This is a genomic window from Actinomadura sp. WMMB 499, from assembly GCF_008824145.1.
Lineage (GTDB): Bacteria > Actinomycetota > Actinomycetes > Streptosporangiales > Streptosporangiaceae > Spirillospora.
Window position 1 is genome coordinate 4,464,649 of the sequence record NZ_CP044407.1, and the last position, 14,297, is coordinate 4,478,945.

The 14,297-nt window shown below is 74.5% G+C and carries 10 protein-coding genes; 2 read left to right on the forward strand and 8 right to left on the reverse strand.

The genetic code is table 11. The annotated features are described in order from the left end of the window. Window position 1: 1 nt before the first annotated feature. The 7 genes from F7P10_RS19600 to F7P10_RS44490 all read right to left on the reverse strand — a co-directional run bounded on the left by F7P10_RS19600 (window position 2) and on the right by F7P10_RS44490 (window position 11,589). Window positions 2–3,949: a tetratricopeptide repeat protein gene (locus F7P10_RS19600; protein ID WP_151010828.1), complete on the reverse strand. Its 3,948-nt coding sequence runs from the start codon at window positions 3,947–3,949 to the stop codon at window positions 2–4. Beyond that, a complete protein-coding gene (locus F7P10_RS19605; protein WP_151010830.1) occupies window positions 3,946–5,214 on the reverse strand; it encodes a CHAT domain-containing protein in 1,269 nt (422 codons plus the stop codon). The genes F7P10_RS19600 and F7P10_RS19605 overlap by 4 nt, the downstream gene beginning before the upstream one ends. Next, window positions 5,211–7,010, reverse strand: coding sequence for a magnesium chelatase (locus F7P10_RS19610; RefSeq protein WP_151010832.1), 1,800 nt, complete (start codon window positions 7,008–7,010; stop codon window positions 5,211–5,213). Before F7P10_RS19610 ends, F7P10_RS19605 begins: the two co-directional genes overlap by 4 nt. A gap of 3 nt (window positions 7,011–7,013) precedes the next feature. Beyond that, on the reverse strand, window positions 7,014–8,012 hold the full coding sequence (locus tag F7P10_RS19615) for an AAA family ATPase (RefSeq protein ID WP_218040584.1): 999 nt from the start codon (window positions 8,010–8,012) through the stop codon (window positions 7,014–7,016). Beyond that, window positions 8,009–8,956 carry a hypothetical protein gene (locus F7P10_RS19620; protein ID WP_151010834.1) on the reverse strand — a complete coding sequence of 316 codons (948 nt, stop codon included), beginning with the start codon at window positions 8,954–8,956 and terminating at the stop codon, window positions 8,009–8,011. The genes F7P10_RS19615 and F7P10_RS19620 overlap by 4 nt, the downstream gene beginning before the upstream one ends. Continuing rightward, the gene (locus tag F7P10_RS19625) at window positions 8,953–9,420 is read right to left on the reverse strand and encodes a hypothetical protein (protein ID WP_151010836.1); all 468 of its coding nucleotides are present in this window, start codon (window positions 9,418–9,420) and stop codon (window positions 8,953–8,955) included. Before F7P10_RS19625 ends, F7P10_RS19620 begins: the two co-directional genes overlap by 4 nt. 171 nt (window positions 9,421–9,591) lie before the next feature. Continuing rightward, window positions 9,592–11,589: a MinD/ParA family protein gene (locus F7P10_RS44490; protein ID WP_254716703.1), complete on the reverse strand. Its 1,998-nt coding sequence runs from the start codon at window positions 11,587–11,589 to the stop codon at window positions 9,592–9,594. Between the two features lie 276 nt (window positions 11,590–11,865). Between F7P10_RS44490 and F7P10_RS19635 the strand changes: the two genes are divergently transcribed. Both F7P10_RS19635 and F7P10_RS19640 read left to right on the forward strand, forming a co-directional pair. After that, window positions 11,866–12,822, forward strand: coding sequence for an NAD(P)H-quinone oxidoreductase (locus F7P10_RS19635; RefSeq protein WP_151010838.1), 957 nt, complete (start codon window positions 11,866–11,868; stop codon window positions 12,820–12,822). A 12-nt stretch (window positions 12,823–12,834) separates the two neighbouring features. After that, window positions 12,835–13,377, forward strand: coding sequence for a bacterial proteasome activator family protein (locus tag F7P10_RS19640; protein WP_151010840.1), 543 nt, complete (start codon window positions 12,835–12,837; stop codon window positions 13,375–13,377). Between the two features lie 47 nt (window positions 13,378–13,424). Here the strand turns inward: F7P10_RS19640 and F7P10_RS19645 are convergent, their stop codons facing one another. Further along, window positions 13,425–14,228 carry an HAD family hydrolase gene (locus tag F7P10_RS19645; RefSeq protein WP_151010842.1) on the reverse strand — a complete coding sequence of 268 codons (804 nt, stop codon included), beginning with the start codon at window positions 14,226–14,228 and terminating at the stop codon, window positions 13,425–13,427. Window positions 14,229–14,297: the final 69 nt, after the last annotated feature.

The window sequence follows — 14,297 nt, forward strand, 5'->3', positions numbered from 1 at the left end:
GTCAGCTCCCGCCCTCGTCCCGCGCCCCACGGTACGTCCCGGCCAGCCGATCACGAAGGGCCCGTACCTCGCGGACGGCGTCGTCCGCCGGATCCGCCGTTCCGGACCCTCCCTCGCCTTCCAAGCGCGACGCCAGCCGCTGCACCCGCTCCCCCAGCATCTGCATCGACCGGAACGACGATCGTTCGGGCAGGGTCGACAGGCGGAGGTCGACCGCCTCCCCAAGACGGTCCACGGCGTCGCCGGTCCGTCCCTGTGCACCGAGAAGGTCGGACAGCAGCATCAGGATCTGCAGCCGCTCCGTCACGTCCCGAGGCTGAGGTCCGGCGAGGTCGCGGTGCACGGCCGCCGCCTCCGTCGCGGCCGTGACGGCCTCGTCCGCACGCCCGTCCGCCCACAGGCTGAAGGCCAGGATGCTCAGCGCCTCCGCCAGCTCCGATGCGGCCGGAACCGCCGTAGTCCCCATCGACCGGACGAGCTCGACGGCTTCCTCGGCCAACGCCGCCGCCTCGGCGGTCCGCCCGTTGAGGAGCATCAGCCGAGACGACCGGACCAGGCTTCTCCGGAGGCTGTCCCGGTGCAGGAGAAACCCCTCGGCCACCAGATCCCGGTAGACCCGCACCGCTTCCGCGCAGCTCGCCGCGCTTTCCTCTGCCCTGTCCAGGAGCATCAAGAAACTCGAAGCGTTGGACAAGGCGCGCGCGAGGTCCTCTCTGCGGGACGGTCGCAGCGCCGCGACGTCCCGGTACAGCTCCACGGCCCGGTGGGAGACCTCCAGCGCCTCCTCCGGCCGCCCGGCCCTGCCCAGGTAGGCCGCGAGATGGTCGAGGGACGCCGCCAGCGCCGGGCGGTGCGCGGCCGGCCGCCGCGCGGCCGGCCTCTCGTACGCGGCCACGGCCTCCCGGATCGCGGAGATCGACTCCTCGTGCCGCCCGAGCTCGTCGAGCCGCTCGGCCAGGTTCACCAGCGAAGCGGCGAGGTCACATTCGAACGCCGCCGGGTCGTCCCGGACGAGGGAGCGGCGGATGGCGATGGCCTCCCGGATCGCCGCCAGGCCCTCGTCCGGGCGTCCCAGCTCGCCCAACCGGACGGAGAGGTTGTTCAGAGCCGCGGCCAGGTCGGGACGGTAGGTGCCGGGGCGCCGCCCGACCAGGACGCGGTAGACGTCGACCGCCTCCAGGTTCACGGCCAATGCCTCCTCCGGACGTCCCAGCTCGCCCAACCGCGCGGAGAGGTTGTTCAGAGCCGCGGCCAGGTCGGGACGGTAGGCGTCGGGCCGCTGGCCGGCCAGCGCGCGGTAGACGTCGACCGCCTCCAGGTTCACGGCCATCGCATCCTCCGGACGTCCCAGCTCGCCCAACCGCGCGGAGAGGTTGGCGAGCGCGCCCGCGAGGCTCGGCTCGTAGGCGTCCGGGACGGTCGCGGCCAGCCGCCGCTGGATCCCGACCGCCTCCTCGGCGGCGGCGATGCTCTCGTCCGTCCGGCCCAGTTCCGCCAGCCGCAGCGACCGGTTGTGCAGGCCCGCCGCGAGCGCCGGCAGATGCGCGCCGGGATGGTCCCTCTCCAGGTCCCGGTGGATCGCCACGGCCTCCTCGACCGCGGTGAGGGCCTCCTCCGGACGTCCGAGGCCCGCGAGCCGCGCGGAGAGGTTGTTCAGCGCGGACGCGAAGTCGAGGCGGTGGGCGTCCGACCACTCCCCCTCGGGATTCCGGTAGATCGCCACGGACTCCTCGACCGCCGCCAGGCTCTCGCGGCGGCGGCCGAGTTCCGCCAGGACGAGCGCCAGCGAGTTGAGCGCGGACGCGAGGTGCGGCCGGTACTCCCGGGATCGGACCGCGGCCAGGTCCCGCAGGACCGCGACCCCTTCGCGGGCCTGTTGCAGGGACTCCTCGTGCCGCCCCATCCGTCCCAGGTTGTTCGCGGACGCGTGCAGGGCGGCGGCCAGGTCGTTCGCGGTGAGCGCGTCGTCCCGTTCGACGGACAGCGTGCGGCGGAGCGCGACCGCCGCCTCGACCGCCGCCTCGGCCTTCTCGTACATGCCCACGGCGGCGCGGCGGCGGCCGAGCGTCTGGTACAGGTCCGCCTGCCGGACCGGGTCCGCGGCCGCCGCCGCGAACCGGGCGCCGAACAGGCGCTCCGCCAGCACGGCCCGCGCGACGTCCAGGTCGATGCGGCTCTCGCGGGACAGCCGCTCCTCGATGAGCTCCAGCACCGCCGGGTCCGCGTCCGGCATCTCGACCAGCCGCACCAGCACCGCGGCCCCCGCCTCGACCGCCGCCCCGGGGTCGTCCCGCAGGACGGCGTTCAGCAGGCCGGCGACGTCCGGCCAGCGGCGCGCCGTCTCCACCAGCACGCCGATCGCCGCGGCGCCGTACGGGCCGGCCACGAGCCGCCGCGTCGTCTCCTCGGCCCACGGCTCGAGCTGGAGCGTGACGGCGAGGTAGTCCTCCGCGAGCCGGTCGGGGGAGACGGGTTGCAGCGCCGTACCCGGGAGCGCGGGCGGGTAGCAGCGCGCGTGATCGCGCAGGACGGTCGCGGGCTCGGGGACGGACAGTTCCCGCAGCAGGTCCGCGGCCTTCTCCTCGGACAGCGGACCGACCAGGGAGGCGACGTGCACGGCCCGGGCGAGGTCGTCGGGCGAGGTGGTGGTGTCCGCGCTTTTCCCCAGCTCCCGCGACCAGAAACCGCGTTCCTCGCGCAGCAGGACGAAAGCGACACCGACGCGCAGCGATGGCCTCCTCGGTATCCCGCCGGTGAGCACCATGCTCAGTGCGGCCATCTGGACGGCCAAGACCTGCTCGAAGGCGGAGTCGCTCTGGAGCCGGGGCGAGGAGGCCACCCGGCTGAAACCGTCTCGGGCCCGGCCGTAGAGGCCCGCGAACCATTCGGCCGCCTCGAGGAAGCCGTCCCGGCGGTCGCCCCCCTCACCGAGCAGCGACCCGAGTTCCATCGACGCCGTCTCCACCCCCTCGGCCCGGAGCCGGTTCGCGAGGGCGTGCCACCAGGTCCCGGACGGACGGGCGAGAAGCAGGATGCGCACGGGTCGTCCGGACGCCGACGCCCCCGCGTCCTCGATCACCTCCAGCAGGTCGTCGATCCGCCGGGTCTCCGCGTAGTCGACGACGAGCAGAAGGCCGTACTGCGCCGGCGTCCCGTCCGGAGGGGGCGGGGCCACGACGGTCATCGGGGCGGCGTCCGCCTCCCGGGCGGCACCGTCCGGCTCCTCGCCGAACCGGACGGCCTGGACGGCCTGCCAGCCGTCCAGGCCGCAGCGCCGGGCGAACTCGGCCGCCAGCCTGGTCTTGCCCTGCCCGCCCGGCCCGTGCAGCAGCATCACCCGGACGCCGTCGCCCTCCAGCCACTCCCGCAACCGGCCGAGTTCCGTGTCGCGCCCGGTGAACGGGATCGCGTGCGAAACGGCCGTGAACAGGCGTCCCGGCGGCAGTTCGCGCGCCTCACCCAGATCCTCCGGCTCCGGCGGGTACGGGACGAGCGAGTAGCGCGGCGGGGACGGCGACGGCGACGGCCCGGTATCCGTGCTCGCGCCGGGAGGTGACGGCGCCCCGGTCCCGGACGCCCGCGCGGGCACGGGGACGGGAACCGGGCGGTCCACGTTCAACGGGATCGTCCGGAACGGGACCCCGCCCTGCGTGATCAGGGTGAGCCGCAGCTCCCCCTCCGGTTCGTCCAGCGCGTGCGCGATGAACGTGACGGGGCCGTACGTCCCGCCGAACCGGTGGACGACGAGGGTCGTGTCGCCGACCGAGTCGACCTCGAACCCGGCTCCGCCGTCGAGCATGCAGCCGACCGCGTACTCCTCCCGCTCGTACGGCCAGGCGTCCACCGGGCCTTCGGTCTCGAGGTCCACGCTGATGCGGTAGCCGACGCCGGGCTCGGCGCGTGCGGGCCAGCTCACGACGGGCCGCAGCCGGATCCCCGGGCCGCTCACGGCGCGTCCTTCGGGTGCAGCCGCAGGGTCGTCAGCGGGTGCCCGTAGTAGACGTACATGAAGCTCCAGAAGAACATCTTGTAGTCGACGGGCTTCAGGGCGTCGGGCTCGCACAATGCGGTCCGCATGAATTCGGCGATCTCCGCCCGGTACTCGCGGAGGTACTCGGCGAGGTTCTGGTCACGGCCCTCCGCGCGCGCAACGAAGTTCACCGCGAACTCGCGGGCGTGGTCGAGGTGGACGTCCCCGAGGGTCGCGATGACGCCCCCGGCGCCCCGGCCGAGGAACTTCTGCGCGCAGCTGCGTGCCGGGGCGCCGATCCGGTCGTCGCTGTCGGTGACCGAACGCCCGGAGATGCAGGCGTTCAGCAGGACGATCGCGCGGTTGCGCAGCAACGCCGGCCAGGGCCCTTTGATCGAGGCGAGGTCCGTCCCGTCCAGCAGCACCCGGTTGCGCTCGGCGAGCTCCCCGTGGCAGTGGATCAGCAGGAGGGAGAACGCGAGGTCGGCCGTCTCCTCGCCCTGGAGCAGCCGCAGGAGGCTCACGAGCGTCCGTTCCCGGGCGGCCACCTCGTACCTGACGTAGGAGTCGACGTCGGTGCCCATGCTCGCGTCCTCCATCATCAGGAGGCCGCCCGTCACCTGCCGCGGCTGCGCACCTAGATGCCACTCGTGGTCGTCGTACGGCAGGCTCGTCCAGCGGGCGACCGGGACGAGCGCGCCCAGCCAGCCCTCCGGCCCGGTCTCCCGGTAGGGCGGCGGCCGGTAGTAGAACAGCTCCCACGGCACCTCGTAGCTCGTCACATCGAACACGATGAGCTGGGCGCGCTCGTTCGCCAATAGCTCGCCGAGCCAGCGGTTCAGCGCGTTCTGGGCACCGGACCATTCCTCCAGCCAGTCGAAGAGGCCCTTCCAGTCGTCGTCGCCGTCGCGCCGCAGCCGGCCGAGCGACAGCCGCTCGTACGCCTGCTGCTTGCCCAGGTCGTCCGGCTCGACGGCGCTCCGCACCGGCGTGCGGTAATGGAAGTGCAGTTCGAAACCGCGCAGGCCGTTGCCGGTGTTCGACTTGACGCACAGCAGCGCGATGTCGGGCGGCAGTACGTCGTCGATCTTGACGTTCTGCGCCGACCACGACGCCGTCCGTTCGCCGGGCGCGCTGTCGCCGGCGGCGTCCCGGACGTCGGGGGCGTCCGCGCCGTACCGCCGGACGGCGGTCTCCGGCGGCGGCCGTCCGGAGTCGGCGGCGAGGTGGTTCCGGAGTGTCATGAGTCTCCGTCTCCGTCATCTCTGCGCGGTACGAGGATCAGCGTCCCTCCCATGGCGTTCGCGAGGTCGAACGGGAGCCCGTCGTGCCGGCCGGTGTCTGGTGCGAGGACCACCGGACGCACCCCCGGCAGCGTCCGCAGCGGCGCGGCGGCGTCGAGCGCGGACCGGACGCCGCGCGCGCCGACCGGACGGCGCACCTCGCCGAGCAGGCTGTCGGACAGCGGCACGTTGCCGCGGCCGTCCGTCGCCACCACGAGCGCGATCTTCATCGGGCCGCGGCGCAGCAGCCCGCGCAGCTCGGTGACCGCCAGCTCCAGCCCGTGCGCGAGCGGCGTGGCGCGGCCCGGTTCGCGTTCCAGCGAGCGGAGCACCCGCGGGTCCAGCAGCGTGCGCACCCGGTACCGGACGGCGGACAGCTCCGCGGGGTTGTCGCGGTGGCCGAACTCGATGACCGAGACGGACGCGTCGTCCCGGTACGCCTCGCGCAGGAACCCGGCCAACCCGCGAGCGCGGTCCCAGTCCCACCAGCACGAGTGGTCCAGCACCAGGACGAGGCCGGCGCCCGGTTCGGCCTGGCGGCGCGGGCTGCGCAGGTCCGCCGGGCTGATCAGCATCCCGGGCCGCGCGCGGGGCCGGTTCCGCCGCCGCACCGGCTGGTACTTCGCGGCCTCCAGGACGGTCGCGACGACCGCGAGATCGCGCGGGTCCGACGCCGGACGCACCCCGAGGGGGCGGCCGCGCCACCGTGCGGCCCGCGTCCGGCGCCCGGCCGGGATCCGCAGCGCGCCGAGCCTGGGCAGCGCGTCGGGGGCGTCCTCCAGGTACGGGCCGGTGTCGTCGGCGGGCGGGGGCAGGACGACCGGGGGGCCGGTGCGTCCGGACGTCTCCGGAGCGTGCGTGCCCGCCGTGGCGGGGGCGGACGGCCGGTGCGGGGACGGGTCGCGGGTCGCGGGCGCCTCGTCCGTCCCCGCGGTCCGCGGCGGCGGCGGGGGAGGCGCCGGGTCCGGGACCCGCGGCGGGCGGACGCCGAGGAGTTCGGCGGCCCGGTCGACGTGGTCCGGGTCCGTCCGCGCGGCGCCGTCGAACCCGGCGAGGGTGCGGGCGACGCGGGCGAGCGCGAGGTCACGGCGGCGGCTGGGACCCGGCGGCAGGAGCTCGACGACGCGGCGCAGCGCGCCGGGCGACGGCGGGGGCGCGGGCGGACGGCCGGGGTCCGGGTTCGGCGCCGGCAGGGGCGGGAACGCCCGCAGCAGCGCCGCCTCCTCGTCCTCGCGGGTCGTCCAGGCCGCCGCGTCGCGCAGCGGCGTCCACTCCGCGTAGAGGCCGCCCGCGTCCACCCGGATCGGGAAGCGGTCGAGAAGGTGCGCCGACAGGTTCGCGACGTCGGCGCGCGGCACGGCGGCGATCCACCACGTCCGGGGACGCCACCGCCTGCTGAAACCCTGTGTCTCGACCGACGCGGCGTCCGCGCCCGCCATCGTCACCACGGTCCGCGCCACCACCGGATCGGCCTGCCCGAGATCGGGGACGAGCACGACGGCGCCCGCGTCGGCGGCCAGCGGGCCCGGTTCGAGCCGGAGCACGTCGCCGGTCAGGCGGGTGCGTACCCACAGTCCGTCGTCGCCCGCGCCCGGGCCGAGCGGCACCGTCGCCGGATCGCCCGGCACCGCCTCCGCCAGCCGCCGCGCCAGCAGCGGCAGCAGGAACGGGTCCAGGTCGTAGAACAGCACCCCGCCCAGCCTGGGGTCGGCCGCCAGGCAGCGCAGCAGCGTCCGGACCCGATCCAGCGCGGCCACCGCTCACCCTTCCAGCTGCTCGGCGACCGTCCGGTCGTCCTCCGGACCCCACTCCGGCATCCGGCCGGGATCGCCGCTCGCCCGGCGGTGCACGAGCGCGGACCGCGCGACGAACCGGACGTGCTCGGGCCCGACCCACGCGGTTCCCTCGATCGCCGCGCGGGCCCGGGCCGCGCGCGCCAGGACGAGCTCGCCCCGGTGCCCCGCCAGCCCGAAAGCGTTCGCGAGCCGCGCGCACGCCGTCAGTACCCCGTCGGCGAACCCGACCTTCCGGACGCGCTCCTTCGCCTCCTCGAGTTCCGCGCGCCTGCGCTCGTCCGCCCGCTTCGCCTCCGCGACGACCGGGGAGTCCGGCTTGTCCTGGAAGGTCAGCACCGCCTGCATGATCTGCGCGCGCCGTTCGGCGTCGTCCTCCGGCCGGACCTCGGCGACCAGGCCGAACCGGTCGAGGAGCTGCGGGCGGAGGGCGCCCTCGTCGGGATTCATCGTGCCGACCAGCGTGAACCGCGCCTCGACCGCCTCCTTCGCGAGGTTGTCGCGCTGCACGTTGAGGATCCCGGTCGACACCACGTCCAGGATGATGTTGACCAGGTAGTCGTCGAGGAGGTTCACCTCGTCGATGTAGAGGATCCCCGCCGGGCCGGACGCCGCCTCCCGCAGCAGCCCGTCCTGCGGCGTCGCCTCGCCCGCCATCAGCTTGTCGATCCGCCAGCCGCCGAGCACCCGGTCGTCGGTCGCGCCGATCGGCAGCGTCACGGGCAGCCGGCCGGTCAGCATCAGCGTGAACGCCCGCACCGTGGTGGTCTTGGCGGTGCCGCGCTGCCCGGTCGCCAGGACCCCGCCGATCGCATCGCCGACGTAGGCGATCTCCAGCGCGGACTTCAGCTCGTCCTGCCCGACGATCATCGCGTACGGGAGGACCGCGGCGGCGGTGTCGCGGTCGGTGTCGCGGTCGGGGGTGCCGTCGGGAGTGCCGTCGGGGGTGTCCTCGGGGTCGCTCACTTCTGTTCCTTGTGGACGATGAAGCTCTCGTTCGGGTTCCCGGCGAACGGCATGTCCGGCCGCAGCGGCACCCCCTGCCTCCAGTGGTCGCTCCACTCCCGGTTCAGCTCCCGTTCCTTCTCCAGGGTCGTCGGGAGCGCGACGCGCAGCGCGCCGAACAGCTCCGCGCGATGCAGGTCGAAAGCCACCGCGACGCTCTCGGTGTAGGCCAGGGCGGCCTGCACGGCGCCCTGGTAGGACGCCCAGGCCAGCACCGCCGGGACGAGCGTGAGCAGCCACCACGGACCGGACGCGAGCAGCAGCACGCCCGTCGCCGCGGTGGTGAACGTCATGGTCACGGCCATCCGGGCCGCCAAGTCGAGGGCGTCGCGACGGTCGTCGACCACCTGCCGGACCCGCTCGCCCAGCAGCGGGTAGAGGCGCGGCCACGCCGCCACCGCGTCGATCCCGTAGGCGCGGCCCGCGCCGTCCTCCATCGCCGTCAGCACGTTGCCGAGGGCGGTCGGGCGCAGCAGGTGGTCCGGCAGCGGGTAGCGGCGCCGCAGCTCGTGGCCCGTCTCCCCGGCCCGCTGGATCTCCGCGTCGCCCGGCGACGGCCCGACCGGCACGGCATCGTCCATGAGCTTCTTCCGGCGTTTCCGCTGCCCCTCCAGCAGCTTCCCGGGCCACGGCCCCGCGCTGCCCTCCAGCATCCGCATCATCGCCAGCTGGAACGGCTGGACCACGACGGCCACCACCGTCAGCGCGAGCACCAGCATGACGACCTCGCCCAAGTCCAGCCCGGACGCCGTCTTCCACGCGTCCTCGAACCGGAGCCGTCCCCACGCCCCCGCCCACACCAGCAGGAGCAGCCACAGCCCTGCCGCGTACACGGGGAAGTAGCCGATCAGGAGGAACCGGCGCCCGAAGTCCGCGGACGCCTTGGAGACCGCGTCCAGCTTCACCGGACGACCTCCGCGAACTCCATGGGGCCATGCCCCGGTGCCGGGCAGGACGGCCGGAACCGCTCGTCGTAGAAGGAATCGTGGGCGTCCCACGCGCATCCGGGCCGGGCGCACGCGAACCTCAGCAGCCGGTACTGGGTGGACCGTCCCGGCAGCCCGGCCCGTTCGCCCGCCCCGAGGTCACCGGCCGGGACGGCGCCCGCGGTTCCCGGATCGGCGTGCACCGACTCCCGGACGGCCACCGCCACCCGTACTCCGTCGCAGACCAGCAGGATCCGCCGCGCCGCCGGGTCCTCTTCGAACAGCTCGCGCAGCCGCTCGCGCAACGCGACCGTACGAACGTCCCCGTCGTAGCGGAACTCGCCGTCGTACACCGCCGCGGCCAAGTCGTCCCGGCCGCGCACGTGCGGATCGGTGAATCCCGCGACCTTCGTCTGCTGACGCAGCAACGTCTCGTCGTCCAACCGAAACTCCCCCGGCCGTGGGCGCACCCGACGCCACCCTCGCATCGATCGGACGGCCGCACCGCGTGTTTCGCCGCATCCGGCGGTGGCCGCAACCGGCCGCGGGCGACGACGGCCCGAGGCGGGCGCGGCGGCGCGCGCCAGTCTCGGGAGTCGCCGCCCGTCCGGGCGTCAGGCCTGGGGTTCGTTGTCGGGGCGGCGGAAGGCGAAGCCGTCGCCGACGACGGCCGCGAGGTTGAGGTAGGCCTCGCGGGTCGGCGGGGCGAGCTGCTCCAGCTCGACCTCGGCGCCCTCCTCGAGGTGGTCGTCGTAGGGGATGCGGACGACCGCGCGGCAGCGGCTCTCGAAGTGCGCCTGGAGCTTGTCGAGGTCGACCTGGCTGCGGGTGCGGTTGCGGACCATCGACAGGACGACGACGCCGTTGCGGACCAGGTGGCCGTGGTCGTGCGCCTCCAGCCAGTCGAGGGTCGCGCTCGCGGACCGGGCGCCGTCGACCGACGGGGAGCTGACCAGGACGAGCTGGTCGGCGAGGCTGAGCACGCCCGCCATGGCGGAGTGCAGGAGCCCGGTGCCGCAGTCGGTGATGCAGATCGAGTAGAACTGCTCCAGGATCGCGGCGGCGGCGGCGTAGTCGTCGGCGCTGAACGCCTCGCTGACGGCCGGGTCGCGGTCGGACGCGAGGACCTCGAGCCGCGCCTGGTTCTGCGAGGTGAACGCGCGCACGTCCGCGTACCGGTGGATCTTGTCGCGGCTGTTCAGCAGGTCGCGGACCGTGGCGGCCGTCTCCAGCCGGACCTTGTCGGACAGCGTGCCGCGGTCGGGGTTCGCGTCGACCGCGATGACGGTGTCGCCGCGCAGCGAGCCGAGCATCGAGCCGAGGCCGGTCGTGGTGGTCGTCTTGCCGACCCCGCCCTTCAGCGACATCACCGCCACCCGGTGGTGCCCGCCCGCGACCTGCGTGCGGGCACGGGCGACGAGGTCCTTGCGGCGCAGGTCGCCCTGCGACTCGCCCATGTGTATGTTGCCGCCGCTGGCCTTGTAGACGGCGCGGCGCCAGCCGGACGACGGCGCGATGCGGCGCTCGCCGAGCAGGTTCTCCGAGCTGAGGCTGTCCGCCCCCTCGCCGTCCTGCGGCTGCGGCTGCGGCTGCGGGTAGCCGGGCGGGTAGGCGTAGCCCTGCATCGGCTGCCCGGTGTTGGGGTCGATCGGCGCGTAGGGCTGCCCGGTGCTGGGGTCGACCTGGGGATACGGCTGCCCGGTGTTCGGGTCCACCTGCGGATACGGCTGCCCGGTGTTCGGATCGACTTGGGGATACGCCTGTCCGGCGTTGGGGTCGACCTGGGGGTAGGGCTGCCCGGTGTTCGGGTCCACGGGCTGGTACGGCTGGGCCGCGGCCGCGTTCGGGTCGTACGGGCGCCCGGTGTTCGGGTCGACCTGCGGATACGGCGGCGGGGTCGCGGGGCCGACCTGGTACGGCTGCCCGGTGGCCGGGTCGACCTGGGGGTAGGGCGGCGGGGTCGCGGGCCCCACCGGGTAGGGCTGCCCGGTGGCCGGGTCGACCGGCTGGTACGGCTGGGAGGCGGCGACGTTCGGGTCCTGCGCGGGGTACTGCCCGATCTCCCACGGCTGCTGCGGCTGGTACGCCTGCTGCTGCGGCTGCTGCGGCTGCTGCGGCTGCTGCCCGGCCGGGTCGAGGGGCGGGAGCTGGGACGGGTCGTACCCCTGGTAGCCCGCGCCCGGGTACGGCGGCGGCAGCATCCCGCCGTCGAACGGCTGCGGCATCGGCCCGCCGTCGTACGGCGCGGGCTGCTGCTGCGGCTGCTGCGGCTGCTGCTGGTCGCCGAAGCCGGGGAAGCCCGGGGGCGGCGGCACCGGACCGTCCGCCTGCGTCTCCTGCGGCGGGGCACCGGACGCCGGGGGGTCCTGGAGGGCCGGGGGCGCCGCGAGCCACGGGTTGCCCACCGGCTCGGGCGGTGGCGCGCCGCCCTGCGGCACCTGCCCGGGAGCCTGCTCGCCCGCGCCGTCCGGCTGCTGCCCGGAGGGGTCGGAGGGCTGCGCGGGGGGCTCGCCGGCCGAGCCCGACGGCCGCCCCGTCGCGTCATCGTTCATCGCGTCCAGAGAGGCCAGCCGCTCCTCGAGGGAGCGCCCGTCGTGCTCGTTCCTTGCCACCGTTTCTCCCCTCGGCACCTCTGATGATCACTCCGGAGCAGGGTGGGCGTGAGACCCCCGGGACAGCCTACCCGCGTGTCATTACCACGCATCCCCTCCGTAGATCGACTTTGACTCGGTGTGGCCGGAGCGCCGGGGCGCCGGACACGGCGAGCCGTCCGGCAGGCGTCCGCCGGACGTCTCCGGGACGTCCCGGAGACGTCCGGCGGACGTCCACGAACCCCCTCGGACGTCCCGCGGACGAGCGACGGCGCGACCCGCAATAAACTCGCGGGCATGCGTGCGATCGTGATCCGCGAGCCCGGAGAACCGGACGTCCTGGAGTGGACGACCGTGCCCGATCCGGCCGCGGGACCGGGCGAGGTGCTGATCGAGGTCGCGGCGAGCGCGGTCAACCGCGCCGACGTCATGCAGCGGCTCGGGTTCTACCCGCCGCCGCCGGGCGCGCCGCCGTATCCGGGCCTGGAGGTGTCGGGACGGGTCGTCGAGATCGGCGACGGCGTCGCGTGGCCGCGGCCCGGCGACGAGGTGTGCGCGCTGCTCGCGGGCGGGGGGTACGCGGAGCGGGTCGCGGTGCCCGCCGCGCAGGTCCTCCCGATCCCGGCCGGCGTGGACGTCGTGGACGCGGCGGGCCTGCCGGAGGTCGCGTCCACCGTCTGGTCGAACGTCTTCATGCTGGGGCGGCTGCGGGCCGGGGAGACGCTGCTCGCGCACGGCGGCGGCAGCGGCATCGGGACGCTCGCGATCCAGCTCGCGAAGGCACGGGGCGCGCGGGTCGTATGTACCGTGGGAAGCGAGGAGAAGGCCGAGCGGTGCCGGGCGCTCGGCGCGGACGTCGCGGTGAACTACCGCACCGGCGACTTCGTCGAGAGCGGCCCGTACGACGTGATCCTCGACCTGATCGGCGCCAAGTACCTGGCGCGGAACGTGGACGCGCTCGCGGTCGGCGGCCGGTTGATGGTCATCGGCCTGCAGGGCGGGACGAAGGCCGAGCTGGACATCGGCAAACTGCTGCGCAAGCGCGCGCTGGTGCACCCCACGACGCTCCGTTCGCGTCCGGTGGAGGAGAAGGCGGAGATCGTCGCGGGCGTGCGGGAGAACGTGTGGCCGCTGATCGCGTCCGGGGACGTCCGGCCGGTGATCGACCGGCGGGTGCCCATGGCGGACGCGGCGCGCGCGCACGAGCTGCTCGAAGAGAGCGGACACGTCGGCAAGATCCTGCTGACCGTGTGAGGATGAGGGGATATGAGCGAGCCTTCGAAGAACGAGTCCGAACAGGAGCCGCAGGTTCTCGTGGTGGGCCCCGGCGGCATCGCCCTGGAGGGCGGTGACGCCGAGAAGGGCGAGAAGTCGGTCGCCGAGATGGTGGAGCAGCCCGCGAAGGTCATGCGGATCGGCGGCATGATCCGCCAGCTGCTCGACGAGGTGAAGGCCGCACCGCTGGACGAGGCCAGCCGCGCGCGGCTCCGCGAGATCCACAAGTCGTCCATCAAGGAACTCGAGGACGGCCTGGCGCCCGAGCTCGTCGAGGAGCTGGAGCGGCTCTCGCTCCCGTTCACCGCCGGGAGCGTGCCGAGCGAGGCCGAACTGCGGATCGCGCAGGCCCAGCTCGTCGGCTGGCTGGAGGGCCTCTTCCACGGCATCCAGACGACCCTGTTCGCCCAGCAGATGGCGGCGCGCGCGCAGCTCGAGCAGATGCGCCGCGCCCTGCCCGCCGGGATGATGCCCCCCACCGAGGACGAGCAGCCGCCGCACGGGACGCGCCACTCGTCCGGCCCGTACCTGTAGCTGGAGAACGCGCGGGCCGCACCCTCCCGGAGGGGGCGGCCCCCTTCTCACGGGAACAGGCGCTCGATCACCTGGGCCACACCGTCGTCGTCGTTGCGGGACGTCCGGTGCGTGACCGCCGCGAGGACCATCGGGTGCGCGTTCGCCACCCCGTACGACGTCCCCGCCCAGCCCAGCATCGGCAGGTCGTTCGGCATGTCCCCGAACGCGACCACGTCGGCGGCGTCCACCCCGCGCTCCGCGCAGAACTCGGCGAGCGCCGTGGCCTTCGTGACCCCGCGCGCGCTCATCTCCAGCAGGCCCCGCCCGGACGAGTGCGTCACCGTCACCAGGTCGCCGACCGCCTGCCCGGCCTTCTCCGCGAGGACGTCCGGGTCGGCGTCCGGGTGGAAGGCCAGCAGCTTCGTGCCGGGCCGCGCCGCCAGCTCCGCGTCGTCGACCGGGCGCCCGCCGAGCGCGGCCGCGTCCCAGCGGCCCAGGCTGTAGCGGGCGTCGAACACGAACCCCGTCGGGTACTCGACCGCGAACCGCAGCTCCGGCGACACCCCCCGCAGCCGCCCGACCACCTCGGCGAGCACGTCGGGCGCGATCTCGTGGGCCCGCAGCACCGTCTCGGTGTGCAGGTCGTACAGGACGGCCCCGTTCGCGCAGATCGCGACGCCGTGATGCCCGACCGCCGCGGCGATCTCGGTCATCCAGCGCGGCGGCCGTCCGGTGACCATGACGAGCAGCGCCCCGGCGCGCTCGACGCGGGCCAGGGCGTCGACCGTCCGGGCCGAGACCTGCCCGTCGGAGCGGACGATCGTGCCGTCGAGGTCGGTGGCGATAACGCGGGGCGCGGGCTTGGTCATGTCACCTTCCAGTGCAGCTGAATCACACCTTAGGCGACCGCACAACCCACATGTCCGGCGAGTGGCCCT

Excerpts from the sequence above, each read along its gene's own strand:
- F7P10_RS19605 (WP_151010830.1), bottom strand. The coding sequence starts at position 5,214 with ATGACACTCCGGAACCACCTCGCCGCCGACTCCGGACGGCCGCCGCCG.
- F7P10_RS19635 (WP_151010838.1), top strand. The coding sequence starts at position 11,866 with ATGCGTGCGATCGTGATCCGCGAGCCCGGAGAACCGGACGTCCTGGAG.
- F7P10_RS19640 (WP_151010840.1), top strand. The coding sequence starts at position 12,835 with ATGAGCGAGCCTTCGAAGAACGAGTCCGAACAGGAGCCGCAGGTTCTC.
- F7P10_RS19645 (WP_151010842.1), bottom strand. The coding sequence starts at position 14,228 with ATGACCAAGCCCGCGCCCCGCGTTATCGCCACCGACCTCGACGGCACG.